This is a genomic window from Caballeronia sp. LZ008 (genome assembly GCF_031451435.1).
Classification (GTDB): domain Bacteria; phylum Pseudomonadota; class Gammaproteobacteria; order Burkholderiales; family Burkholderiaceae; genus Caballeronia; species Caballeronia zhejiangensis.
Map to the genome: position 1 here is coordinate 766,153 of NZ_JARUXK010000003.1, position 22,436 is coordinate 788,588.

At 64.5% G+C, this 22,436-nt stretch carries 24 protein-coding genes; 13 read left to right on the forward strand and 11 right to left on the reverse strand.

Annotated features, from left to right (window positions below):
• Nucleotides 1-218: 218 nt before the first annotated feature.
• A complete protein-coding gene (locus tag QCE49_RS22480) occupies nt 219-1,511 on the reverse strand; it encodes an NRAMP family divalent metal transporter (RefSeq protein WP_250457368.1) in 1,293 nt (430 codons plus the stop codon).
• Nucleotides 1,512-1,744: 233 nt separating this feature from the next.
• Between QCE49_RS22480 and QCE49_RS22485 the strand changes: the two genes are divergently transcribed.
• Nucleotides 1,745-1,948: a cold-shock protein gene (locus QCE49_RS22485; protein ID WP_008348254.1), complete on the forward strand. Its 204-nt coding sequence runs from the start codon at nt 1,745-1,747 to the stop codon at nt 1,946-1,948.
• Between the two features lie 194 nt (nt 1,949-2,142).
• On the forward strand, nt 2,143-2,361 hold the full coding sequence (locus tag QCE49_RS22490; RefSeq protein WP_008348256.1) for a hypothetical protein: 219 nt from the start codon (nt 2,143-2,145) through the stop codon (nt 2,359-2,361).
• A 91-nt stretch (nt 2,362-2,452) separates the two neighbouring features.
• On the opposite strand, the gene QCE49_RS22495 is transcribed toward QCE49_RS22490, so the two are convergent.
• From QCE49_RS22495 to QCE49_RS22510, 4 genes are all read right to left on the reverse strand, one after another.
• Nucleotides 2,453-2,869 carry an organic hydroperoxide resistance protein gene (locus QCE49_RS22495; RefSeq protein WP_008348258.1) on the reverse strand — a complete coding sequence of 139 codons (417 nt, stop codon included), beginning with the start codon at nt 2,867-2,869 and terminating at the stop codon, nt 2,453-2,455.
• 36 nt (nt 2,870-2,905) lie between these two features.
• Nucleotides 2,906-3,178, reverse strand: a complete 273-nt coding sequence (locus tag QCE49_RS22500; RefSeq protein ID WP_250457366.1) for a hypothetical protein — start codon at nt 3,176-3,178, stop codon at nt 2,906-2,908.
• Nucleotides 3,179-3,213: 35 nt separating this feature from the next.
• Entirely contained in the window at nt 3,214-3,432 is a 219-nt protein-coding gene (locus tag QCE49_RS22505; protein WP_250436639.1) for a DUF4148 domain-containing protein, read from the reverse strand.
• A gap of 207 nt (nt 3,433-3,639) precedes the next feature.
• A complete protein-coding gene (locus QCE49_RS22510) occupies nt 3,640-4,179 on the reverse strand; it encodes a thioredoxin family protein (protein ID WP_008348264.1) in 540 nt (179 codons plus the stop codon).
• 250 nt (nt 4,180-4,429) lie between these two features.
• On the opposite strand from QCE49_RS22510, the gene QCE49_RS22515 reads away from it, so the two are divergent.
• The 4 genes from QCE49_RS22515 to QCE49_RS22530 all read left to right on the forward strand — a co-directional run bounded on the left by QCE49_RS22515 (nt 4,430) and on the right by QCE49_RS22530 (nt 8,773).
• Nucleotides 4,430-4,573 carry a hypothetical protein gene (locus QCE49_RS22515; protein WP_167561844.1) on the forward strand — a complete coding sequence of 48 codons (144 nt, stop codon included), beginning with the start codon at nt 4,430-4,432 and terminating at the stop codon, nt 4,571-4,573.
• Nucleotides 4,560-5,303: a response regulator gene (locus QCE49_RS22520; protein ID WP_008348266.1), complete on the forward strand. Its 744-nt coding sequence runs from the start codon at nt 4,560-4,562 to the stop codon at nt 5,301-5,303. Before QCE49_RS22515 ends, QCE49_RS22520 begins: the two co-directional genes overlap by 14 nt.
• On the forward strand, nt 5,300-6,631 hold the full coding sequence (locus QCE49_RS22525; RefSeq protein ID WP_250457365.1) for an ATP-binding protein: 1,332 nt from the start codon (nt 5,300-5,302) through the stop codon (nt 6,629-6,631). The genes QCE49_RS22520 and QCE49_RS22525 overlap by 4 nt, the downstream gene beginning before the upstream one ends.
• A 147-nt stretch (nt 6,632-6,778) precedes the next feature.
• Nucleotides 6,779-8,773: a glycoside hydrolase family 28 protein gene (locus QCE49_RS22530; RefSeq protein ID WP_250457364.1), complete on the forward strand. Its 1,995-nt coding sequence runs from the start codon at nt 6,779-6,781 to the stop codon at nt 8,771-8,773.
• Here QCE49_RS22530 and QCE49_RS22535 read toward each other — a convergent pair.
• The 5 genes from QCE49_RS22535 to QCE49_RS22555 are packed head-to-tail and all read right to left on the reverse strand — an operon-like array spanning nt 8,757 to nt 12,749.
• Nucleotides 8,757-9,527, reverse strand: a complete 771-nt coding sequence (locus QCE49_RS22535; RefSeq protein ID WP_250457363.1) for a glycosyltransferase family 2 protein — start codon at nt 9,525-9,527, stop codon at nt 8,757-8,759. The genes QCE49_RS22530 and QCE49_RS22535 overlap by 17 nt on opposite strands.
• Nucleotides 9,528-9,586: 59 nt before the next feature.
• Nucleotides 9,587-10,396, reverse strand: coding sequence for a 1-acyl-sn-glycerol-3-phosphate acyltransferase (locus QCE49_RS22540; protein ID WP_008348272.1), 810 nt, complete (start codon nt 10,394-10,396; stop codon nt 9,587-9,589).
• A 21-nt stretch (nt 10,397-10,417) separates the two neighbouring features.
• Nucleotides 10,418-11,746, reverse strand: coding sequence for an NAD(P)/FAD-dependent oxidoreductase (locus QCE49_RS22545; RefSeq protein WP_250457362.1), 1,329 nt, complete (start codon nt 11,744-11,746; stop codon nt 10,418-10,420).
• Nucleotides 11,747-11,767: 21 nt separating this feature from the next.
• Nucleotides 11,768-12,484, reverse strand: coding sequence for a 3-oxoacyl-ACP reductase FabG (gene fabG / locus QCE49_RS22550; protein ID WP_175981033.1), 717 nt, complete (start codon nt 12,482-12,484; stop codon nt 11,768-11,770).
• Between the two features lie 4 nt (nt 12,485-12,488).
• On the reverse strand, nt 12,489-12,749 hold the full coding sequence (locus tag QCE49_RS22555; RefSeq protein WP_008348277.1) for a phosphopantetheine-binding protein: 261 nt from the start codon (nt 12,747-12,749) through the stop codon (nt 12,489-12,491).
• A 454-nt stretch (nt 12,750-13,203) separates the two neighbouring features.
• On the opposite strand from QCE49_RS22555, the gene QCE49_RS22560 reads away from it, so the two are divergent.
• From QCE49_RS22560 to QCE49_RS22590, 7 genes are all read left to right on the forward strand, one after another.
• A complete protein-coding gene (locus QCE49_RS22560; RefSeq protein ID WP_250457360.1) occupies nt 13,204-13,857 on the forward strand; it encodes a hypothetical protein in 654 nt (217 codons plus the stop codon).
• A gap of 20 nt (nt 13,858-13,877) precedes the next feature.
• Nucleotides 13,878-15,560, forward strand: a complete 1,683-nt coding sequence (locus tag QCE49_RS22565; protein WP_250457429.1) for an AMP-binding protein — start codon at nt 13,878-13,880, stop codon at nt 15,558-15,560.
• A 68-nt stretch (nt 15,561-15,628) separates the two neighbouring features.
• Nucleotides 15,629-16,531: an acyl-CoA synthetase gene (locus QCE49_RS22570; RefSeq protein ID WP_250457428.1), complete on the forward strand. Its 903-nt coding sequence runs from the start codon at nt 15,629-15,631 to the stop codon at nt 16,529-16,531.
• 4 nt (nt 16,532-16,535) lie between these two features.
• Entirely contained in the window at nt 16,536-17,120 is a 585-nt protein-coding gene (locus QCE49_RS22575; RefSeq protein WP_008348284.1) for an outer membrane lipoprotein carrier protein LolA, read from the forward strand.
• Nucleotides 17,121-17,127: 7 nt separating this feature from the next.
• Nucleotides 17,128-19,500 carry an MMPL family transporter gene (locus QCE49_RS22580; RefSeq protein ID WP_250457359.1) on the forward strand — a complete coding sequence of 791 codons (2,373 nt, stop codon included), beginning with the start codon at nt 17,128-17,130 and terminating at the stop codon, nt 19,498-19,500.
• On the forward strand, nt 19,497-20,309 hold the full coding sequence (locus QCE49_RS22585; protein ID WP_250457357.1) for a polysaccharide deacetylase family protein: 813 nt from the start codon (nt 19,497-19,499) through the stop codon (nt 20,307-20,309). Before QCE49_RS22580 ends, QCE49_RS22585 begins: the two co-directional genes overlap by 4 nt.
• A gap of 183 nt (nt 20,310-20,492) precedes the next feature.
• A complete protein-coding gene (locus tag QCE49_RS22590) occupies nt 20,493-21,179 on the forward strand; it encodes a GntR family transcriptional regulator (RefSeq protein WP_175981043.1) in 687 nt (228 codons plus the stop codon).
• 19 nt (nt 21,180-21,198) lie between these two features.
• Here QCE49_RS22590 and QCE49_RS22595 read toward each other — a convergent pair whose 3' ends face one another.
• A complete protein-coding gene (locus tag QCE49_RS22595; protein WP_250457356.1) occupies nt 21,199-22,401 on the reverse strand; it encodes a mandelate racemase/muconate lactonizing enzyme family protein in 1,203 nt (400 codons plus the stop codon).
• Between the last annotated feature and the right edge of the window lie 35 nt (nt 22,402-22,436).

Below are 22,436 nucleotides of genomic sequence, written 5' to 3' on the forward strand. Positions count from 1 at the left end.
TGGTAATGCATGTGCCCGTCGCATTCGATGCCTGAAAAAAACGGAACGCAGCGTGAATGCCGTAGAGCCAGCACGGGCGCGGCTTTGCAGGCGACGGGCGCGCGCGTGGCCGCCGTTTGCCGCGAGACCGCTCGAAAGCGACGCTAGGGAATGCCCCTAAGCGACGCCCTTCGCATGACTTTTTCGGATGGTAGGGGCGGAGATTTACGCGAATGCCGTCACTGCACTTCGAGTATGAAGTGGGCGATCACCGCCGCCGCGGTCGCTATCGTGGCGAGCCAACTCAGCGCGCGAAGCGCCCAATGCGCGGCGAGGTCGCCCACGGCTTCGCGCTTCGAACTGAGCAGCACGAGCAGCACGAGGACCGGCGTCACGGTCATGCCGTTGACCACCGCGCTCCAGTAGAGCGCGCGCACCGGGTCGACGTGATAGTGCGTGAGGACCACTGCTGCGATCGTGCCGAGCGCGATCGTGGCGACGAGCACATACGCGATCCGCCGGTCTCGCCGTTCGCCGCGTTTCCAGCGGAACGAACTGGCTACGGCCTGAGCCGCCGAGCCCGCGAGCGGCGGCAGCGCCAGCAAGGCCGATCCGAGAAGCGCAAGTGCGAGAACCTGGCGCGCGTAACCGTGCGCGAGCGGCTCGAGTACACGCGACATCGAGACCGTATCGCCGGCGGATGCATGGTCGAGCAGATGGAGCGTCGCGGCCGCGGCGATCATCACGCAGATCGCAACCGCGTTCGAGCACGCCGTTCGCCAGAGCGTGTCGCGACGCACGCCGCGCATCGTCCGCTCCAACGCTTCTCCACGATCGCCGCTCTCTCGTGCGTCGCGGACCTCCTGCTCCGCTTGCGCAAACATCAAGTAAGGGCTGACGGTCGTGCCGAGCACCGCGATCAGCATCGACATGTAGCCCTCCGTCCACTCGACGCGTGGAATCACCGAGCGGATGGCAACCAGTCGCCACGGCACGTCGACGAGCAGGATCACGCCGACGTACGCGAACATCGCGAGCGTCAGCCACTTGAGGACGCGCGCGTATCGCGCATAAGCGACGCACCATTGCAACACGAGCGAAGCGCATCCCGAAGCAAGCGTGAGCCACAAGAGCGAACCGCCGACGAGCGAACTGAGCGCGATGCCCATGGCGAGAACATCGACCGCGATATTGAACGTGTTGGCGATCACGAAACGCGCGACCGCAAAGTAGAAGAACAGCCGCGAATAGTGTTCGCGCATGTTCGTCGTCAGGCCTCGTCGCGTGATGGCGGCGACGCGAGCGGCGATCAATTGAAGCGCGACGGTCGACGGGTACGAGAGCACGCACACCCACAATAGGTCGAATCCGTACCACGCGCCGGCGAGCGTATAGGTGGCGAGGCCGCTCGGATCGTTATCCGATGCAATCGTGACGAGGCCCGGTCCGACGTCCGCCGCCCATGAGTGCGCGGGCCGCGCGGCGCCGGACATGCGGCCGTCGAGCGCCGTCTTCTTCTGACGAAAACGCATGTGCCAACCCGATGACGAGATGCACACGCGATGCACGAATCGTTCCGCTCACCTTCGCTTCGAAACGAATAGTTGACCATTTCTCTTGGAATTGGCATAATGGTCGTTGAAGTACAAGAAGTCGATTGCTGCTCATCAATAGTCCGATTTTCCCCGGTATTCGTTGTCCATTCCCCTCCTTGCCGCTTCATCCCGCTCGATCGAGCAACTTATCTATTCATTTCAGGATTTTTATGGACACCGGTACGGTTAAATGGTTTAACGACACCAAGGGTTTTGGCTTCATCAGCCCGGATAATGGCGGCGACGATCTTTTCGCGCACTTCTCGGAAATTCGTTCGGACGGTTTCAAGACGCTGGCCGAAGGTCAGAAGGTCAGCTTCGAAACGAAGCGCGGCCCGAAGGGCATGCAGGCTTCGAACATCAAGCCGCTGTAAATCTGCCGCTGTAGCGCTGTAGATCCGCATCACGCCGGGAACCGCAACGCCGGTTCCCGCGCTCTTGTTGTCCGCCTCCGTTTCCCGCCTTTTCTCTCCCAGGCTCTGACAGCCTTTCGACGATCGCGTTATCAGCGCGCATCGCTCCTGCGCTTTCGGCATCTGGCCGCAAAGCATTTACATCTAAAACTAAAATGACATCACTCAATCACTACCGTGGTTATACGGTGCACGCGTCCGCGCATCGGCTCCGCGACAAGACGTTTTCAGCCAATCTGATGCTCGAGCGTTCGAGCGAACATCCGACGGATGCGCAGTATCGCTTCTACTCGCTCGACTATTTCGCGAAGGAAAGCGAGGCGGTCGAATTCTCGCGCCGATGGGCGCGCGAATGGATCGACACGCGAGGCTGACAGCCGCAACGATTCGGCCCGTGTCGGCCCAGTGCTTTCGATTGATCGATCAAGCACCGGTCGACCGGGCCGCATCGCGTGGATGAACGCGTCAGACCACCGTGATCGTCACATCGATATTGCTCTTCAGCGCCTTCGAGTACGGACACGTTTGATGCGCCATCTGCGCGATCTCTTGCGCCACCGCGCGCTCGATTCCCGGCAGGCTCACGTTCAGGCGCGCACGCAGCAGATACGCATCGCCGTTCATGCCGAGGTCCACTTCCGCATCGACGGCGGTGTCGGCCGGCAGGCGCGTCTTCAGCTTCGCCGCGGCCTTGCCCATCGCGCCGATGAAACACGCCGACCAGCCCGCCGCGAGCATCTGCTCGGGATTGGTGCCCGCGCCGGCCGATCCGGGCGGCGAGAGTTTGACGTCGAGACGGCCGTCGGTGCTCTTCGCATGGCCTTCGCGGCCTCCGACGACGCGCGTTTTGCCCGTGTACAGGACGGTGTCGATCTGGGTCATGATGCGTTCCTCTTTGGATTCGAAAAGTTGACTGACTTAGTGATGCGCGAAGAGCCGGGCGACGTCGTTCGTGGCCACGCCGCGCGCGCCCGATTGCGAAACCGTGTCGCTCATGCCGCCGTATGCCTGCATCGGCGCGGCGGCGCTTTCGCTGGCGATGGTCTGCGCGCTCACGCCGCGCTGCGACGAAGGCGCGCCGGCAAGCGGATCGTAGTGCGGCGCGGGGCCGTAGCCGCTGCTGGCGAAGGCGGAACCGGCGGCGACGGCGCTGACGGCGATGACTGCGGCGGTGACGAATTGCCTGATCATGATTCGAACCTCGTTTGCGTGATTCAGGAAATGGATTAGCTGCCTTGATAGAGACTGCGCAACGCCGCGATCTCGCCATCGCGTTGTGCCTGTGCCAGCTCGGCCTTCACTTCGGCGCGCGTCTTGCCGGCATACGCGTGGTTCGCGACGGCCTGTTGGGTCTGCACGTTCAGCGGCACGTTCTTCACGGCGGCGTGAGCAACACCGGTCATGGCGCCGGCGACGAGAGCGAAAGCAACGATCGTGGATTTCATGGTGTTTCTCCTTGAATGCTGATGATTCGGTCGGTTGAGTAAGTTACGGCGATCGGGCATCGCGGGTGTCGGTCTTGGGTGTCACTCGTGAGCCGTCGTTGTGTGTATTTGAAGGCCCGCACGTATCTGGCTTGTGTCGGCGATGCGGGTCTTGTGCAATGTTTTGTATCGCGCACGTTGCAGATACATTGCGATACAGAACCCCGCCTAGCGCTCGGCCAGCAGCTTGCCAATCGCGGCTTCGGTCTGCGCGTAATCGCCTTCGCCGAAATGCGTGTAGGCCACGCGCCCGTGCTTGTCGATCAGATAGAACGCCGGCCAGTACTGATTGCCGTACGCGGCCCACGTCGCGTAGCGGTTATCCAGCGCGACGGGATACGTAATCCCGTTGCGTTCGATCGCGCGCTTGACGTTGTTCGTATCGCGCTCGAACGGAAACTCGGGCGTATGCACGCCGACGACCACGAGTCCTTTGTCCTTGTACTTCTGATTCCACGATTTCACGGCCGGCAGCGTGTTGAGGCAATTGCCGCACGCGAAGGTCCAGAAATCGACGAGCACGACCTTGCCGCGCAATTGCGCGAGCGAGAGCGGCTCGCTGTTGATCCACTTGTCGATGCCGGCGAATTCCGGCGCGACGTTGTCGCTCGTGTGAGCGCTTGCGGGTGCGGCGGCCTGCGCGGGCGCGATGGCCGCACACGCGGCGATTCCGGCGCACACGGCGGCGTTTCTGATGGCGTCGAGCATGACGAAGTCCTCTTGAATGCGGTGAATATCGGAGCGGCGTGAGATGGCTGGTGAGATCGCCACATCGCTCCGGCAGGCCGACGTTCGCATCGGCATGACCGCATTGGACTGCGCGCGCGTATCCCGCTTGTGTCGGATAAAGGCGCGCTGCGCAATGTTATGTATCGCGCGACATGCGGGATACACTGCGATACAAAACGTCCGCCGAAGCGCGCTATAACGCAGTCATCGCAATCGGCGGGAGCTTCGGATGAAACGCATGCTGGCGGTCTTCGCCTTTCTCATCGGCGGGATCGCGACGGAAATGGCCCATCCGGTTCAGTGTCTGCTGGTCAGCCCGAGCCGGATGCAACTCAAGCGTCAACGACAACGATCCATCGATGGAAACCACTGATCACGTTTTGATCGTCGACGACGATCGCGGCATCCGCGAACTGCTCGCCGAATACCTCGAAAAAAACGGAATGCGTGTATCGCTCGCCGCGAACGGCCGGCAGATGCGCGCCGTGCTGGAGCAGCAAGGCGCGCCGGATCTGATCGTGCTCGATCTGATGCTGCCCGGCGAGGATGGCCTCGTGCTGTGCCGCGAGCTGCGCGCGGGCAAGTTCCGCCATGTGCCGGTGCTGATGCTCACCGCGCGCAACGAGGAAGCCGACCGCATTCTCGGCCTCGAAATGGGCGCCGACGATTACCTTCCCAAGCCCTTCGCCGTGCGCGAGTTGCTCGCGCGCATCAAATCCGTATTGCGCCGCACGCGCATGCTGCCGCCGGGCATGGAAGTCACCGAAACCTCGCAGATGCTGGGATTCGGCGACTGGCGTCTCGACACGACCGCGCGCCATCTCCTCGACGCGGAAGGCACGATGGTCGCGCTCTCGGGCGCGGAATACCGTCTGCTGCGCGTGTTTCTCGACAATGCCCAGCGCGTGCTCACGCGCGATCAATTGCTGAACCTGACGCAAGGCCGCCAGGCCGATGCATTCGATCGCTCCATCGATCTGCTCGTCTCGCGCTTGCGTCAACGGCTGCGCGACACCGCGCGCGAGCCGCGTTACATCAAGACCTTGCGCAGCGAAGGCTACGTCTTCTCCGCCGAAGTCAAACCGGTCGAGTCTTCTCAATGAGCACCGTTTCCTCCAGTTCACCGCTGCACTGGCCGCGCACGCTGTTCGCGCGCCTCGCGCTGATACTCGTCGTCGGGCTCGCGCTCGCCCAGACATTCTCGTTTCTTCTGACCATGCGCGAGCGCGACGAATCGATGACCAACATGATGGTCGGTTACGTCGAGCGCGAGGTCGCGAGCTCGGTCGCGCTGCTCGATCATCTGCCGCCGGAGGAGCGTGCGCAGTGGCTGCCGCGTCTCGCGCGTCGCAGCTACGAGTTCATCCTCGGACCGGGTGATCAGACCGGCGCGAAGCCGGATGCAGAGTTGTCGGAACGCTTCGCGAACTCGATCGGCGCGGGCATCGCCAATCGTTATCCGATGACGGTCAACGCCGTTCCCGGTCCCAGGGAGCGTTTTCAGGTGCATCTGAAGCTGTCGGATGGCTCGCCGCTCACCATCGACATGCGTCCGGTCGCCGGCATGCCGATGTCCGGCTGGCTCCCGCTCGTGCTCACGTTGCAGTTGATCGTGCTCGGCGCGTGCTGCTGGCTCGCGGTGCGCCTCGCAACCGGCCCGCTCAAGCGCCTCGCCAAAGCCGCCGATACGCTCGGCCCGGATCTCAAGGCCGAGCGTCTGCCGGAATCGGGACCGGAGGAAGTCGCGCGCGCCGCCAAAGCGTTCAACGCGATGCAGGACCGCGTTTCGATGTACATGGCCCAACGCATGCAGATCCTCGCGGCGATCACGCACGATTTGCAGACGCCGATCACGCGTATGCGGCTGCGCGTCGACGTGATGGACGACGAATCGACCGGCGCGAAGCTGCAGCAGGATCTGAAGGAGATGGAATCGCTCGTGAAGGAAGGCGTGACCTACGCGCGCACGCTGCACGGCACGAACGAAGCGCCGCGCCGCATCGATGCCGACGCGCTCATCGAAACCATGGTCGACGATTATCTCGATGCAGGACAATCGGTGAGGTTGTCGGGCAACATCGGCGGTGCACTGATGGCGCCGCCGCAGGCCTTGAAGCGCGTTATCGGCAATCTCGTCGATAACGCGATCAAGTATGCCGGCGAGGCGGAAATCGAAGTCTCGACGCGCGACGACGGACGCGCCGTCATCTCCGTGCTCGATCGCGGGCCGGGCATTCCGGAAGAATCGCTGGACGCGGTGTTCGAGCCCTTCGTGCGGCTCGAAGATTCGCGCAACCGGCAAACGGGCGGCACCGGACTGGGGCTCGCGATCGCGCGCCAGCTCACGCTCGCGATGGATGCGTCGCTCACGCTGCATCATCGGGAAGGCGGCGGGCTCGAAGCGCGGCTCGCGCTCAAGAAGACCGATTGAGACATTTTTTCCGATCCATCACATACGACGTCTTATATTTCCTTACGCGTTTGCACCGAGTTGACGCGTCTCCTGCGTCTTGGATAACGTTTGCCTTGTACGCAAACTGATACGACATCCGATAAATAAACGATCAGGAGACGATCGATGAAGCACCCACAAAACCGCGCGCGCCGCGCGTTCGTGAAGTTCGCGGGGCTGTCGGCGGGCGCCCCGCTGCTCGGCGCGATGAGCACATTCGGCGCGCTCGCCGGTTGCGGCGGCCACGACGACTCCGATTCCGCCTCCGGCTCGCCGACGCCGCCCGCCGCGCAAGACCCGATCTGGGGCCCGTCCGGCTCCGCGACGCAGATCGTCAACGCGCTGCAGAGCGTCTCGACGTCGATGTTTCCGAGCCGCCAGTTCCTCGTCACCGATTACGGCGCGAAAACGTGCGCGGTCGTCGCGGCGGCGAATCCATACACCGATCCGGCGAAGTCGCCATTGAGCACCGGCGCGGACCAGACCCACGCGCCCGGCTCCTTCGATTCGCGCCCCGCGTTTCTCGCGGCCATCGCGGCCTGCAACGCGGCGGGCGGCGGACACGTCGTCGTGCCGTCGGGAACGTGGTATTGCGCGGGACCGATCGTGCTGCTGTCGAACGTCGACTTTCATCTGTCCGCGAACTGCACGATCTACTTCAGCCCGAATCCCGCCGACTACGCGAAGGATGGCCCGGTCGATTGCGGCGCGAACGGCAAGCTCTACTACAGCCGCTGGCAGGCGAACGACTGCCTCAACTACGGCCCGCCGGTCTACGCGCGCAATCAGACGAACATCGCGGTGACGGGCGAAGGCGACAGCTCCGTGCTCAACGGCCAGGCGATGACGCCATTCGCCGGCAGCGGCAACACCGCGACGTGCTGGTGGACGTGGAAGGGCAATAGCGGCGTCTACGGCTGCGTGAATTCGTCGACGCCATCGCAGGCATCGGTCAATGCGAACAACGTCGACCTGAAGACCGCCGTGCCCGGCATCGCCGATGCGCTCTACACCAAGCTCACCGATCCGGCCACGCCGTGGCAGCAGGACCAGAACTATCTGCCGGCGCTATCGGAAGCGGGCGTCGCCATCGAAAAGCGCATCTTCGGCATCGGCCATTATCTGCGGCCGTGCATGGTGGAATTCATCGGCTGCACGAACGTGCTGATGGAAAGCTATCGCACGAACAACACGCCGTTCTGGCAGCATCATCCGACCGATTGCCGCAACGTCGTGATGCGCAGCGTGACGGTGGACAGCATCGGCCCGAACAATGACGGCTTCGATCCCGACGCCTGCGACACGGTCCTCTGCGAGAACGTGACGTTCAACACCGGCGACGACTGCATCGCGATCAAGTCGGGCAAGGATCTCGACACGCAGTACGGCCCGGCGCAGAACCACGTCATCCAGAACTGCACGATGAACAGCGGCCACGGCGGCATCACGCTCGGCAGCGAAATGGGCGGTGGCGTGCAGACAATTTACGCGCGCAACCTGCAGATGCTCAACAAGTTCTGGGCGACGAATTCGCTGAACATCGCGATCCGCATCAAGACGAACATGAATCGCGGCGGCTTCGTGAAGGACTTTTACGTCGACAACGTGACGCTGCCCAACGGCGTGAGCCTCACGCCTTCCGGTTACGGCAGCAGTCTGCTCGCGGGCAGCCCGATCAACGCGACGGTGCCGCTCGGCGTGGCGACGGCGACGGCGGCGAATCCATCGGCGGCGCAGGGCGGCATCATCACGTTCGATTGCGACTATCAGCCGTCGAAAGATGCGATCCGCACGCGGCCCGCGCTCGTGCAGAACGTGAACATCTCGAACCTGAAGGCGAGCAACGTGTCGCTGAACGGCGTGAGCGGATCGTGTTTTCAGGCAATCGTCGCGCAAGGCCCGGTCGCGTTCGATTACAACGGCCCCGCGCCGACGCCCGCGATTCCGGCGATCACCGGCGTCACGATCACGGATTGCGATTTCGGCACGCCGGTCGCGGCCGGACCCGCAACGGCGACGACGCCCGGCCCGATCTACGCGTACAACGTTCACGACATCGTGCTTGCGAACACGCTGATCGCGGGCGTCGCGATGAACTCGACGGTCAGCGACGCGCGCTGAAACGACGCCACGCAAGCCAGGGCAGGCGCGCGAGGAAGCCGAGGAAAAGCCGCATGTGCATCCACGTCAGCAGCGCGTTGTCGCGGCCGTAGTGGAAGTGCGAGACGCCGCCTTCCTCGGCCGTGAAGTAGCGCACGGGCGCGTCGACGTTGATCGGGCGCACGCCGCGCCAGCACAGGCGCACGACCGCTTCCGGATCGAAGTCGAAGCGGCGCATGAAAGTCTGCGCATGCATCAGCGCGGCGAGCGGCGCGATCGGATAGACGCGAAAGCCGTAGAGCGAATCGCCGATGCCCATCCACAGCGTTTCGAGATTCGCCCAGCCGTTCGAGATGCGCCGTCCCTGCACGCGCAGTTGCGGCGCGCTCGCATCGAATTTCGGGCGGCCGAGGATCATCGCATCGGGCGCCTTCATCGACGTTTCCATGAACGTGCGGATCAGCGCGGCGGGATGTTGTCCGTCGGAGTCCATCGTGAGGACGTGCGTGAAGCCGAGCTTCGCCGCTTCGTCGATGCCCGCGAGAATTGCCGCGCCCTTGCCGCGATTTTCTGGCAGCACGATCACGCGCAGCCCGTCGTCGGCTTCGGCCATTTTGACGAGGCGTTCGGCGCTGCCGTCGGTACTGCCGTCGACGACCACCCACACCGGATTCCACTGCTCGCGCGCCCCGCGCACGGTTTCATCGACTTTCTCGCCGGGGTTGTAGCTCGGAATGAGGACGAAGTGCGTGGACGATGCGCGTGTGGAAGGCATTGCAAAAAAAAAGCGGAATGAGTTGCGACGAATTTTAAAGTCTGCCGACGCCGATGCTTTCAGTCGCGGATGCGATGCGCGTCGAGTTCGCCCGCATAAAAGCGCTGCAATTCGGCGATGAACGCCTGCAGCGCAGCGTGATCGCGTCCCGGCGGCGCGAAGCGGCGGCCGAGCGTCACGCGATAGGTGATCGGCAGCGCGGGCTTCCTGAAGATCTGCCAGCCCTTGCCGAGAAAACCGGAATCCGTTTCGATAATCAACGTCTGGACCGGCGCCTGCGCGCGCGCCGCGATCAGCGCGATGCCGCCCTTCAGCGGATTCACCGCCGCGCTTTCGGTGCGCGTGCCTTCGGGAAAGAGCAACAGCGGACTGCCACGCTGCAGTTCGGCGACGGCGGCGCGAATCAGCCCGACGGACGTATCGTTGACGATATAACCCGCGAGCAGCGCGCCCGGCCCGAGAAACACGTTGCCGGCGACATCGCCCTTCATGACGCAGCAGGTGTCGGGCACGCGCGACGCGATCAGCAGCGCATCGAGCAGGCACGGATGATTCGGCGCGAGGATCATCGCGGGCTGGCCCGCGAGCGCGTCGAGTCCGGAGAGATCGAAGCGGCATACGCCGAGCGTGCGCAGCAGCACGAAATAGCCGTGCCACACGCGCTGCACGACGGCTCGTCCGACGCGCCGGCCCGCATCGACGCTCAATACGCGGCGCAGAATCCACGCGAACGGAAACCACGCGAGACAGACGAGCGCGAGCACGACGAGCGCGAAATAGAACGCCACGCATTGCCATGCGGATTCGAGCGCGCCGGCAAGCGAACCCTTGCCGTCCGCCGCGCCGAATTTCCGATGAGCGTCACTCATCGCGGCACCGATCGAGCATCATCAATTGGCCGATAGCTCCGCGCGTTGCGCATCGCGCAGATTGCGGCGGCGCTGACGATACGCGCGCAGCGAATTGCGCCAGTCGAGCGCGGCCGAGATGTAATAGATGCCCTTGAATGCACGCAGCGAATGCCAGATCGGCGTCGAGCCGAAGATATCGCCCGCGAGCAGCGACAGCAGCGCTTCCTTCATGCGCAGCGGATTTCTCGGGCCCATGAAGAGATTGCGCATCGTCGGCGAGGTCATGCGATAGATGAACCACGAGAACTCGCGCGGACCGTGACGCACGTCGCGGTCGAACTTCGCGAGCGCGGCTTGCGCGTTCGCGGGATTCGTCAGCGCGGCGTCGATCGCATCCGCGCCCGCGAACGCGCTCTGCATCGCAAGCATCACGCCGGACGAGAACACCGGATCGATGAACGCGAACGCATCGCCGAGCAAGAGGAAGTTGCGTCCGTGCGTCATGTCGCCGGTGTACGAGTAGTTGCCGGTCGCGTGGACTTCGCTGATCAGTTCGGCATCCTTCAGGCGCGCGGCGAGCGGCTGGCACATCGCGATGGTCTCGCGAAAGAACGTCTCGACCGACGTGCCCTTCGGACGCTGCTTCAGATACGCAGGCCACACGACCGCGCCGACGCTCGTCGCGCCGTCCGCGAGCGGAATGAACCAGAACCAGCCGTGCTCGAACCAGAACACGGTGATGTTGCCTTCGTTTTCGCCTTCGTTGCGGCGCGCGTTGCGGAAATGGCCGTACAGCGCCGACGAGTTGTGCCGTTCGTTGCGGCGCTTCGTCTTGAAGTGATTCGCGAGCAGCGTGTCGCGCCCCGAAGCATCGACGACGAAACGCGCCCGCACGTGCTCGATGCGGCCATCGTCGTGTTCGGCGTCGATCGTCGCGCTCGAACCATCCGGCGCGAACGCGACATCGCGCGCGCGGCAGCCTTCGCTCACCTGCGCGCCGTGCTTCGCGGCGTTGCGCAAGAGGATGTCGTCGAGCTCGGAGCGGCGCACCTGATACGCGCTCGGCATCGACTTGTCCCACGCATCGGCGAAAAGGAAACGCTGCATGCGATTGTCGTGCTGCGGCGATACGAACTCGGCCGCGAGCTTGACCATGCCGATGGCGCGCACTTCATCCGCGATGCCGAGCTTTTCGAACAGCCGCAAGTTCGCCGGCAACAGCGATTCGCCGATATGAAAACGCGGATGCCGCGCCTTCTCCAGCACGCGCACGCGATAGCCGCCGTCCGCGAGCAGGGTCGCGGCGGTCGATCCGGCCGGTCCGCCGCCGATCACGACGACATCCCAGGTTTGCGTCGTTTCACTCATCTGCGTCCCTCGGTGTGCTGTTCAGGCGATCCCGCCGTTGATCGACAGGACCTGCCCGGTGACATAAGCCGCCGCATCCGACACCAGATACGCGACCATGCCCGCGATTTCTTCCGCCGTGCCCGCGCGCTGGGCCGGCACCAGTTGCTTGATGCGCTCGGGCGGAAAGGCGCTGCCGAGCATCGGCGAATCGATGACGCCGGGCGCCACCGCGTTCACGGTGATGCCGCGCGACGCGAGCTCCTGCGCCAGCGCACGCGTCGCGCCGATCAGCCCGGCCTTCGCGGCGGCATAGTTCACCTGCCCGCGATTGCCCATTAAACCCGACAGCGACGACATGTTGACGATGCGTCCCCAGCGCGTGCGGATCATCGGCATCAGAAGCGGCTGCGTGACGTTGAAAAAACCGTCGAGCGTGACGTCGAGCACGCGTTTCCATTGCTCACGCGTCATGCCGGCCATCGGCGCGTCGTCGTGGATGCCCGCGTTGTTCACGAGAATCTGCACCGGGCCGTCCGCGAGGATGCGCGCGAGCGCGGCGTCGGTGGCGTCGGGATCGGTCACGTCGAAACCGATGGCATGCGCCGTGCCGCCCGCCGCGCGAATGGCTTGCACGCAGCTTTCAGCACGCTCGATGCCGCCGTTCGCGTGAATCCAGACTTCGTGTCCGGCCGCGCCGAGCGACCGGCCGATGGCTTGTCCGATCGCGCCGCTGCCGCCTGTCACGAGCGCGCGCATGGCCTTATCGCGTGCGATGCGCGGCGACGTGCGCCGCGAGCGCGCCGAGGCTCGCGAAAATCTTCTGATTGTCCGGATTGTCCGAGCGCAGTTCGAAGCCGTACTTCTTCGAGATCAGGAGCGCGATCTCCAGAATATCGATGGAATCGAGCCCGAAACCTTCTTCATACAACCGCGTATCGGCCGAGACGGCCTTGGGATCGACGTCCTCGAGATTCAGTTCGGCGACGATCAGCTCGGCGAGCTCTCTTTCCAGTTCATTCATCGTGTGTACAGGCCAGCGCAGGGAGGCGCCAAGGGCGGCTCGGAAAACGTGCGCCCCGCTTATCCGCACGTCGTCGGCTGCCTGTTATCGAGATAATTGCAGTGGCGAAATTCTAGACGATGCCCCTTGGGACGCCTAGTAGGAAAGGTAACTGGCCGCATGGCATCCTGCACCGGTGTAATTTTGAGAAAAATCAGGGAGTTCGCCGCGTGACGGGACCCCTGCGTCGGTAGGGTAAAATTCGCGCGTCTGACGAATGTAAGATCATCGAACAATCGGTTACAGACCGCCCGCGCACCGGCGCGGGAAAATGATCGTCAGGCGGGCGACTGCCGAGTTTTCTTCAACAACCGAGCGTTCACTAAAGAGCGCCGCAGCCGCATCCCATGTTGCGTACCTTTTTTCATCGACCAGCGGTTTTCGAGCGCCCGTCGCCTCCCGCGGGAGCGCGCCGATGAACGCCACCCGCTTTCTGCGCGCGGCGGGCGTCGTTGCCGCGATCGTCGCGTATCAGCTTGGCGCGCACCATGCCGCGTCCGCGCCCGGCGCGCACGGACTCGGCCTCGCGCTCGTGCTCGCACCCCTTTTGTTGATCGCGCTGAACGCCGCCGTGCGCTCGAACGCGCGCGCGTGGCTCTTGCCGCTCTGGGCGCTCGGCTGCATGGCGCTTTGGCTCGCGCGTGCGCCGCTCACCGCGCATTTCGGCTGGGGGCTGTGGATCGAACACACGAGCTTCAATCTCGCGCTCGCGTGGATGTTCGGCCGCACGCTCGGACCGGGCCGCGAGCCGCTCTGCACGCAGTTCGCGACGATGGTCCACGGCAAGCTGGAGTCGCGCGTCGCGCGCTACACGCGGCGTGTCACCTTGGCATGGACGCTCTTCTTCGTCGCGACCGCGTTCGTATCGACGATGCTGTTCGCGTTCGCATCGATCGTCACGTGGTCCACGTTCGCCAACTATCTCGCGCTGCCGCTCGTCGGGCTCATGTTCGTCGCCGAATACGCGTGCCGGCGCATCGCGCTGCCGGACATGGAGCCGTCGAGCATCATGGACGCCGTTCGCGCCTACGCGCATTCGATGCAGATGCGTCGCAGCGGAGCGCAGTGATGCCGTCGAATTCATCGCACATGCAGACTTTTCCGCTGGTTTTCCACACATCGCCGGATCAGACCATCGCCTGGCGCGACGGCGCGAGCGTCTCCGTGCGCGACTTTCTCGCCGATGTCCGCGCGCTCGCCGATGCGCTTCCCGAAGGCGGGCATGTGTTCAACGTGTGTACGGACCGGTATCGCTTCACGGTGAGCCTGTGCGCGACGCTCGTCGCGGGCAAGACGAGCCTGCTGCCTTCGACACACACGCCGGAAATGGTGCGCGCCCTCGCCTCGTTCGCGCCCGACGCGTTTTGCCTGCACGACAGCGACGATTGCGCGATCGATCTGCCGCGCTTTCGCTATCCGGAGGTTGCGCACGTGGACGTTTCCGGCGAAGCGCAGGTTCCGCATATCGACGGGGCGCGCGTCGTCGCGTACGTGTTCACGTCCGGCTCGACCGGTGTGCCGGTGCCGCATCGCAAGACGTGGGGCTTTCTCGTGAAGAACGTGCGCGCCGCCGCCGACCGGCTCGGCCTGCTCGGGCAAGCCCGCGCGACGCTCATCGGCACGGTGCCGCCGCAGCACATGTACGGCTTCGAATCGACGGTGCTGCTCGCGCTCATCGGCGGCCTCGCGTTCAGCAACCGTCAGCCGTTCTATCCCGTCGATATCCGCGCGGAACTCGACGCCGTGCCGGAACCGCGCGTGCTCGTCAGCTCGCCGATCCATCTGCGCGCGCTCTTTGCCAACGACGAAGCGTTGCCGCGCGCATCGCTCGTGCTGTCGGCGACCGCGCCGCTTTCGGAAAAACTCGCGCTCGACGCCGAAGCGCGCCTCGACGCGCCGCTGATGGAAATCTACGGCAGCACCGAAACGGGCCAGATCGCGACGCGCCGCACTGCGCGCACCGCCGCGTGGGAATTGTTTCCCGACATCGCGCTGACGCCACGCGCCGACGATGCCGACGATCCCGGCGAACCGACGATGTGGGCGTCGGGCGGACACGTCGAAACGCCGGTGCCGATGGGCGACGCGCTCGAACTCATCGACGAGACGCATTTTCTGCTGCACGGGCGCAAGGCGGATCTCATCAACATCGCGGGCAAGCGCACGTCGCTCGCGTATTTGAATCATCAGCTGAACGCGGTGCCGGGCGTGGTCGACGGCGTGTTCTACATGCCTGACGAAACGGAAGCCGACAGCGAACCCGTGCGCCGTCTGATGGCGCTCGTCGTCGCGCCGAGGCTTGCCGTGGCGGACTTGCAGCGCGCGTTGCGCGAGCGCATCGACGCCGCGTTCATGCCGCGTCCGCTGCTGTTCGTCGAAACGCTGCCGCGCAACGCGACCGGCAAGCTGCCGCGCGACGTGCTCACGCAACTGATCGAGCAGGAACGCAAGCGGCGCGCGGCGTTGAGCTTCACCGTGCCGCCGGATCATCCCGCGCTCGCCGGACATTTCCCCGGCCATCCGATCGTGCCGGGCGTCGTCCTGCTCGATCACGCGCTCGACGCGATCGGCGCCGCGCTCGGCACGAGCGCTGACGCGTGCAGGATCGAATCGGCGAAATTCCTGAGTCCGGCGAAACCGGGCGAGGCGCTCGATATCGCCTACGAAACGGCGGCGAGCGGCGCGATCCGCTTCACGATTCGCGCGGGGGCACGCGCGGTGGCGAGCGGCGCGCTCGCGGCGCCGTCCGCCGGGGACGCTCGAGCATCGTGAACAAGCCACGCAACCGCGACGACTGGGCCGACCGCCAGGAACGCAGCAACCTCGCGTTGCTGCGCTTCATGACGTGGATATCGCTGCGCTTCGGACGGCGCATCGGGCGCGTGCTGCTGCGGATCATCACCGCGTATTTCGTCGTGTTCGCGCCGCGCGCGCGGCGTGCGTCGCGCGGCTATCTGAATCGCGCGCTCGGGCGGCATGCGGGCTGGCGCGACGGGTATCGGCATGTGTTTTCGTTCGCATCGACGATTCACGACCGCATCTATCTGCTCAACGAGCGCTTCGATCTGTTCGATATCCGCACGCACGGCGTCGAGGATGTCGAAGCGGCGCTCGCCGGCGGACACGGCGCGTTCTTGATGGGCGCGCATCTCGGCAGCTTCGAAGTGGTGCGCGCGATCGGGCGGGCGCAGCCGCATATCCGCATCGCGATCACGATGTATGAAGAGAACGCGCGCAAGATCAACGCGATTCTCGCCGCCGTGAATCCGGCCGCGCATCACGATGTGATCGGTCTCGGCAAAGTCGATGCGATGCTCAAGGTGCGCGAGCGGCTCGATGCGGGCAGCCTCGTCGGCATTCTCGCGGACCGCACGCTGCCCCAGGCCGGCGACGCGCTCAGGGAACGCGACTTTCTCGGCGCGCCCGCCGCGTTTCCGCTCGGGCCGCTGCATATGGCGGCGGTGCTGCGCCGTCCGGTCGTCTTCATGACGGGGCTGTATCTCGGCGGCAATCGCTACGACATCCATTTCGAAACGCTCGCCGATTTCTCGAAGATCGAGCGCGGCGAGCGCGCCGCCGCCGTCGATGCCGCGCTCACGCGCTATGTCGCGCTGCTCGACAAGTATTGCCGCGCCGCGCCGTACAACTGGTTCAACTATTTCGATTTCTGGCAGACGAGCGCCGCGCAGGACAACGCGCCCGCGAGCGCGGCGCCGCTGCGGGAAGCGACGAGGGATTCCTGAACTCATGCGAATTTTCGCCGCCGTTCTGACGGCCGCCTTGCTGTCGGCTGCATCGACGATCAGTGCCGCCGCCGACGCCCCTTGGACGCTCGATCGCCTGATGAACACGCTCGGCGCGAAGAAATCGGGCCGCGCGCATTTCACCGAGACGCGTTATCTGAAGATCGCGCAGGCGCCGCTCGAATCGTCGGGCGAGCTCGTGTTCGTCGCGCCCGATCATCTGGAAAAGCACACGACGAGTCCGAAGCCGGAGAATCTTGTCGTCGATGGCGACATGCTCACCGTCGACCGCAACGGCCGCAAAATCACGATCCCGCTGCGCAACTATCCGGAACTGGGCGCGTTCATCGAAAGCATTCGCGCGACGCTCGCGGGCAACCGCTTCGCGCTCGAAAACGCGTACAAGGTTTCGATCGACGGCAAAGGCAACGACTGGACGATGACGCTCGTGCCGATCGATTCCCGCATGCAGCAGAAAGTCAGCTCGATCACGCTCGCAGGCACGGGCGCGGCGCTCGCGCGCGTCGAGATTCGCCAGGCCGACGGCGACCGCTCGCTGATGCGCCTGCAAGACGCGTCGGCGCACTGACCGCGGCATGCGCGCGGTCTCGCGGTCCTTGCGTCAGCCGGCGGTCATCGTCTGGCTGTGCTTTCTCGCGGCGTGCGCGGCGATCATCGCGCGCGCGAGCTTTTCCGCCGATCTCTCCGCTTTCCTTCCGCGCACGCCGAGCGAGCAGCAGCGCGTGCTCGTCGAGCAGTTGCGCGACGGGCTCGTGTCGCGGCTGATTCTCGTGGGCATCGAGGGCGGCGATGCCAACGCGCGCGCCGGCCTGTCGCGCAAAATCGCGGCGACGCTGCGCGAGGACAAGCGCTTTTCGGCGATCAACAACGGCGAGCCGGTCGGACAGGCGCGCGACGAGCGCTTCGTGTTCGAGCATCGCTATCGACTGAGTCCATCGGTTACGCCCGAGCGCTTCAGCGAATCCGGCCTGAAGGACGCGCTCGCCGACAGTCTCGACCTGCTCGCCTCGTCCGCGGGCATGATGACGAAGGACTTGCTGCCGCACGATCCGACCGGCGAAGTCACCGCGCTCGTCAGCCGTCTCGACAGCGGCGCGCAGCCCGCGATGCACGGCGGCGTGTGGGCATCGCGCGACGGCCAGCGCGCCGTGTTGCTGGCGCAGACCGCGGGCCCCGGTTCCGACACCGACGCGCAAGCGAGCGCGATGGCCGCGATCCGCGCCGCGTTCGACAAGGCCGCGCCGGGCGCGACGCCTTTTCGCCTGCTGCTGACGGGGCCGGGCGTCATCGCCGTCGAATCGCGCGACACGATCATGCGCGACGTGCGCTGGCTGTCGGCGGCGAGCATCGTGCTGATCGTCGTGCTGCTGCTCGCGGTGTATCGGTCGGTGCCGACGCTCTTGCTCGGCCTGATGCCGGTGCTTTCCGGCGTCGCGGCGGGCGTGGCCGCCGTGAGCCTCGCGTTCGGCACGGTCCACGGTCTGACGCTCGGTTTCGGCACGACGCTCATCGGCGAGGCGGTCGACTATTCGATCTATCTCTTCGTGCAATCGGCGGGCGTTCAACGGCGCGAATCGCTGAAGGACTGGGTCGCGGGCTTCTGGCCGACGATCCGTCTCGGCGTGCTGACGTCGATCTGCGGCTTCGCCTCGATGCTCTTCTCCGGCTTTCCGGGCCTCGTGCAGCTTGGGCTGTATTCGATCGTCGGTTTGTCGACGGCGGGCATCGTCACGCGCTTCGTGCTGCCGCATCTGCTGCCGCAAGGCTTCGCGATTCGCGATGTCTCGCGCCTCGGCAATGTGCTCGCGCGTTTCGCCGCGCGCGCGTCGCACTTGCGCGTGGCGCTCGCGGTGCTGCTTTTCGCCGCGCTCGCGACGCTGCTCATGCAGCGGCACGGCTTGTGGAGCCAGGAGTTGTCGTCGCTCAGCCCGGTTCCGAAGGCGAGCCAGGATCTCGACGAACGCCTGCGCGCGGATGTCGGCGCGCCGGACGTGCGCTATCTCGTCGTGGTGTCGGCGGCGAGCGAGCAGGCCGCGCTCGAGCGCGCGGAAGCCGTCGCGCGGCAATTGCAGCCGCTCGTCGATGCCCGCGTGATCGCCGGTTTCGAAAGCCCGGCGACGTATCTGCCGAGCGACGCCGCGCAGCGCGCGCGCATCGCGAGCCTGCCGGATGCCGATACCTTGCGCGCGCGTCTCGCGCCCGCCCTGCGCGATCAGACGATCCAGGTGAAGCCCGAGGTTTTCGAGCCTTTCATCGCCGATGTCGAAGCCGCGCGCGCGCAACCGCTCTTGCGACGCGCCGATCTGCGCGGCACGTCGATGGCGCTCGCCGTCGATTCGCTCCTCACCGAACGCGACGGCCGCTGGACCGCGATGCTGCCCTTGCGCGCGGCCGAAGGCTCGGACGTGCGGGTGCACCAAATTCGCGCGGCGGTCGCGGCGGCGCGCGTGCCGGACGCGCTGTTCGTCGACATGAAAGCGGAAGCCGATCGCCTCTACCGGAACTACGTGCACGAGGACATTCGCCTGTCGCTCGGCGGATTCGCCGCGATCGTCGTGCTGCTGGTGCTCGCGCTGCGCTCACCGGTGCGCGCGGCGCGCACGCTGGCGCCGCTCGTCGCGGCGGTGATCGTCGTGATCGCGAGCCTCGCGCTCGCGGGCAAGTCGCTGACGATCCTGCATCTGATCGGCATGCTGCTGATTGTCGCGGTCGGCTCGAATTACGCGCTCTTCTTCAACTATCGCGCGCACGCCGAAAACGACGCGGTTTCGCCGCAAACGCTCGTCTCGCTCGTGATCGCGAATCTCGCGACCGTGCTCGGCTTCGGGCTGCTCGCGCTGTCGAACGTGCCGATGCTCAAGACCTTCGGGTTGACGGTCGGTCCCGGCGCGATTCTGGCGCTGCTGTTCTCGGCGATTCTCGCGCCGCGCTCGGGATTGTCGCGATGAACGCGCCCGGCGAGCCGCGCCGCTGGACGCCGACGCCCTTGATCGGCGGCGCGGCGGCCGTGCACGCGGGCGCGCTGGCATCGCTGATCGTCGCGCCCGCGACGTGGCCGTGGGCGGCGGGCGGCGTGATCGCGTCGCATCTCGCGCTGACGGCGGCGGGACTCTGGCCGCGAAGCGCCCTGCTCGGCCACAACTGGACGACGCTCCCCGAATCGGCGGGCGCGTGCATCGCCATCACCATCGACGATGGCCCCGATCCCGACGTGACGCCGCGCGTGCTCGATCTGCTCGACGCGCATCGCGTACGGGCGACGTTCTTCTGCATCGGCGAGCGGGCGCGCGTCTATCCGAACATCGTTCGGGAAATCGTCGCGCGTGGACATGCCGTCGAGAATCACAGCCAGCGGCATCGGCATAATTTTTCGCTGATGGGACCGGGCGCGTTGCGGCGCGAGATCGACGCTGCGCAAGCCACGTTCGAGGAAATCGTAGGCACGCGGCCCCTTTTCTTTCGCGCGCCAGCGGGCTTGCGCAATCCGTTTCTCGAACCGGTGCTGTGCGCGCTCGGCCTGCAGCTCGCCAGCTGGACGCGGCGCGGTTTCGATACGCGCACCGGCGACGCATCGCTCGTTTCGCGACGTTTGCTGAACGGATTCGCTGCGCGCGACATTCTGCTCGTCCACGATGGCCACGCCGCAAGGGACGCGAACGGCGCGCCCGTCGTGCTCGCCGCGCTCGACACCGTGTTGCGCGCGGCGGCGGATCGCGGGCTTGTCACCGTCACATTGCGCGAGGCGATCGTCGGATAGACGGCGCGGCCCCTCCGCTCGATTCTGGTGAGCACCCCATTCACTCCGCGCACACTATTGTTTCGGATTGCAAATAAGAATCTTCCGGAAGAGAAAAGCCACAGTCGCAAAGTATGCTTGGATCCGAAGCGATGTGTCTTTTTCCGTAAACAATATGTCGGATGACGAAGATAAGGGGTGACTGTGAGAGGGCTTGAACGAATTGCTTTTGATGCACCGAAGTCACTGGCGGAGATCACCGAGGAGCGGCTACGACAGTTGATCGTCAATGGAGAACTGGAGTTTGGGGAACAAGTCACGGAATCCAGGCTGTCCGACCTTTTTGGCTTAAGCAAAACGCCCGTCCGTGAAGCGCTCCTTCGATTGAGCATTGCCGGCCTCGTCGAGATAAAAGCGCGGTCGGGAACGTATGTGTTCTCGCTGACGGACAAGAACATCTGCGACATCAGTACGCTACGCATTACGCTCGAACAGGCCGCCATTCGCTCCGCCATGCGCGAGAACGCTGCCCGCCTCATGGAAGAACTGAACCGGAACCTCGACGCTGCACGCGCCTTGCACGCAACGTTCGAGTTGGCAACGTATCGCGCGCTCGATCATGAGTTTCATCAGATTCTCGTCAGGCATTCGGACAACCCTTATCTGATCGATTGCTACTCGACGATAAGCACGAAGGTATTGGCGATGCGCAATCGCCTGACGTTCTCGCGCGAGTACATCAATAAATCGATTGACGAGCATCGTGCAGTCACCCGCGCGCTGGTCGAAAACGATGTCGACGGAGCCTGCATCATTCTTGCAGAACACATCAACTGTGGCTTCACGGAGCGCACGCGACGTCTGTTGACAGACATCGCGCGAATGCAGTAACGCTGGGCGCGTGGTGTGCTTATTCGATCGTGAAGGCGTGATACCGCTTCACGACGTCATCGTTCAGTTCTTGCCCAAGCCCCGGCAAATCCGGGACTGAGAAGTCGCCGCGCTCGGGTTGATAGTCGTGAATGCACAACTCGCGCACGCAATCCTTCAGGCTGTGCGTGTGATGCTCGTGAATGATGAAGTTCGGTACCGCGGCTTCGAGGTGGAGCGCTGCCGCAGTCGAGACCGGCCCGCCGCAAATATGTGCCTGCATCGTCGCGTCGTACAGGTTTGCATAGTCACAGATTTTCTTCGCCTCCGTCAGTCCGCCGCAAAGGCAAATATCCGGCTGTATCACGGCCACGGCCTGTTTTTCGAACAGATCGCGATAACCCCAACGCGTATAGCAGCGTTCGCCGGTCGCGATCGGGATAGACGTATTGCGCGCGACCATCGCCATGTTGTCCATGTTGAGCGGATGAACCGGCTCTTCATAGAACAGGATGTTGTACGGCTCGACAGCCCGCGCGAACTGGATTGCTGCGTTGACCCCAAGCAGCGCGTGGGCTTCGATGATGATGTCGACGTCCGGCCCGACAGCTTCGCGCATGGCCGCGATCCGTTCCTCACCCATGCGCAACTGGTCCGCTCGTAACAGCCCGAAGTAGTTCTGGTTGACTTCCCAATCGAGCGGCGGGCCGCCGTTGCGGTCGACTTGCAACGGGTCGACCTTGATCGCCGTATAACCCTGCGAGACGGCTTTGCGTGCTGCGTCGGCGTACTGCTCGGGGCGTGTAAGCATTTGATGCGTGTCGCTCCAACCGAACTGAAGTTGACTGGCATAGGCGCGCAACCGCTCGTTTGTCTTGCCGCCGAGCAACTGATAGACCGGCGCGCGCAGGGCTTTGCCGCGAATGTCCCACAGAGCGATATCGATCGCGCTCATGCCCGCGTAGAAGACGTTTCCGCCGCCCATGCCCCAAAACGTTGCGCGGAACAGGTTTTCCCAGATCGCTTCGACCTTCATCGGATCTTTGCCGATGATGCGCGGGGCCAGGTCGCGCACGATGCCGACGCCCGCCTTTGCGCCCGCGCCATAGGCCAGGCCGACTTCGCCGATGCCGCTGATTCCCTCATCGGTATTGATACGGATAAGGACCGGATTGAAGCGCGCCATGCGCGGATCGGTTCGGCTGACTTCACAATCGAATATTTCGACGTTCGTTATTTTCATTTATCAATATTCCAGAGAGACTTCGATGGAGCCCG

Excerpts from the sequence above, each read along its gene's own strand:
- QCE49_RS22480 (WP_250457368.1), bottom strand. The coding sequence starts at position 1,511 with ATGCGTTTTCGTCAGAAGAAGACGGCGCTCGACGGCCGCATGTCCGGC.
- QCE49_RS22485 (WP_008348254.1), top strand. The coding sequence starts at position 1,745 with ATGGACACCGGTACGGTTAAATGGTTTAACGACACCAAGGGTTTTGGC.
- QCE49_RS22490 (WP_008348256.1), top strand. The coding sequence starts at position 2,143 with ATGACATCACTCAATCACTACCGTGGTTATACGGTGCACGCGTCCGCG.
- QCE49_RS22495 (WP_008348258.1), bottom strand. The coding sequence starts at position 2,869 with ATGACCCAGATCGACACCGTCCTGTACACGGGCAAAACGCGCGTCGTC.
- QCE49_RS22500 (WP_250457366.1), bottom strand. The coding sequence starts at position 3,178 with ATGATCAGGCAATTCGTCACCGCCGCAGTCATCGCCGTCAGCGCCGTC.
- QCE49_RS22505 (WP_250436639.1), bottom strand. The coding sequence starts at position 3,432 with ATGAAATCCACGATCGTTGCTTTCGCTCTCGTCGCCGGCGCCATGACC.
- QCE49_RS22510 (WP_008348264.1), bottom strand. The coding sequence starts at position 4,179 with ATGCTCGACGCCATCAGAAACGCCGCCGTGTGCGCCGGAATCGCCGCG.
- QCE49_RS22515 (WP_167561844.1), top strand. The coding sequence starts at position 4,430 with ATGAAACGCATGCTGGCGGTCTTCGCCTTTCTCATCGGCGGGATCGCG.
- QCE49_RS22520 (WP_008348266.1), top strand. The coding sequence starts at position 4,560 with ATGGAAACCACTGATCACGTTTTGATCGTCGACGACGATCGCGGCATC.
- QCE49_RS22525 (WP_250457365.1), top strand. The coding sequence starts at position 5,300 with ATGAGCACCGTTTCCTCCAGTTCACCGCTGCACTGGCCGCGCACGCTG.
- QCE49_RS22530 (WP_250457364.1), top strand. The coding sequence starts at position 6,779 with ATGAAGCACCCACAAAACCGCGCGCGCCGCGCGTTCGTGAAGTTCGCG.
- QCE49_RS22535 (WP_250457363.1), bottom strand. The coding sequence starts at position 9,527 with ATGCCTTCCACACGCGCATCGTCCACGCACTTCGTCCTCATTCCGAGC.
- QCE49_RS22540 (WP_008348272.1), bottom strand. The coding sequence starts at position 10,396 with ATGAGTGACGCTCATCGGAAATTCGGCGCGGCGGACGGCAAGGGTTCG.
- QCE49_RS22545 (WP_250457362.1), bottom strand. The coding sequence starts at position 11,746 with ATGAGTGAAACGACGCAAACCTGGGATGTCGTCGTGATCGGCGGCGGA.
- fabG (WP_175981033.1), bottom strand. The coding sequence starts at position 12,484 with ATGCGCGCGCTCGTGACAGGCGGCAGCGGCGCGATCGGACAAGCCATC.
- QCE49_RS22555 (WP_008348277.1), bottom strand. The coding sequence starts at position 12,749 with ATGAATGAACTGGAAAGAGAGCTCGCCGAGCTGATCGTCGCCGAACTG.
- QCE49_RS22560 (WP_250457360.1), top strand. The coding sequence starts at position 13,204 with ATGAACGCCACCCGCTTTCTGCGCGCGGCGGGCGTCGTTGCCGCGATC.
- QCE49_RS22565 (WP_250457429.1), top strand. The coding sequence starts at position 13,878 with ATGCAGACTTTTCCGCTGGTTTTCCACACATCGCCGGATCAGACCATC.
- QCE49_RS22570 (WP_250457428.1), top strand. The coding sequence starts at position 15,629 with ATGACGTGGATATCGCTGCGCTTCGGACGGCGCATCGGGCGCGTGCTG.
- QCE49_RS22575 (WP_008348284.1), top strand. The coding sequence starts at position 16,536 with ATGCGAATTTTCGCCGCCGTTCTGACGGCCGCCTTGCTGTCGGCTGCA.
- QCE49_RS22580 (WP_250457359.1), top strand. The coding sequence starts at position 17,128 with ATGCGCGCGGTCTCGCGGTCCTTGCGTCAGCCGGCGGTCATCGTCTGG.
- QCE49_RS22585 (WP_250457357.1), top strand. The coding sequence starts at position 19,497 with ATGAACGCGCCCGGCGAGCCGCGCCGCTGGACGCCGACGCCCTTGATC.
- QCE49_RS22595 (WP_250457356.1), bottom strand. The coding sequence starts at position 22,401 with ATGAAAATAACGAACGTCGAAATATTCGATTGTGAAGTCAGCCGAACC.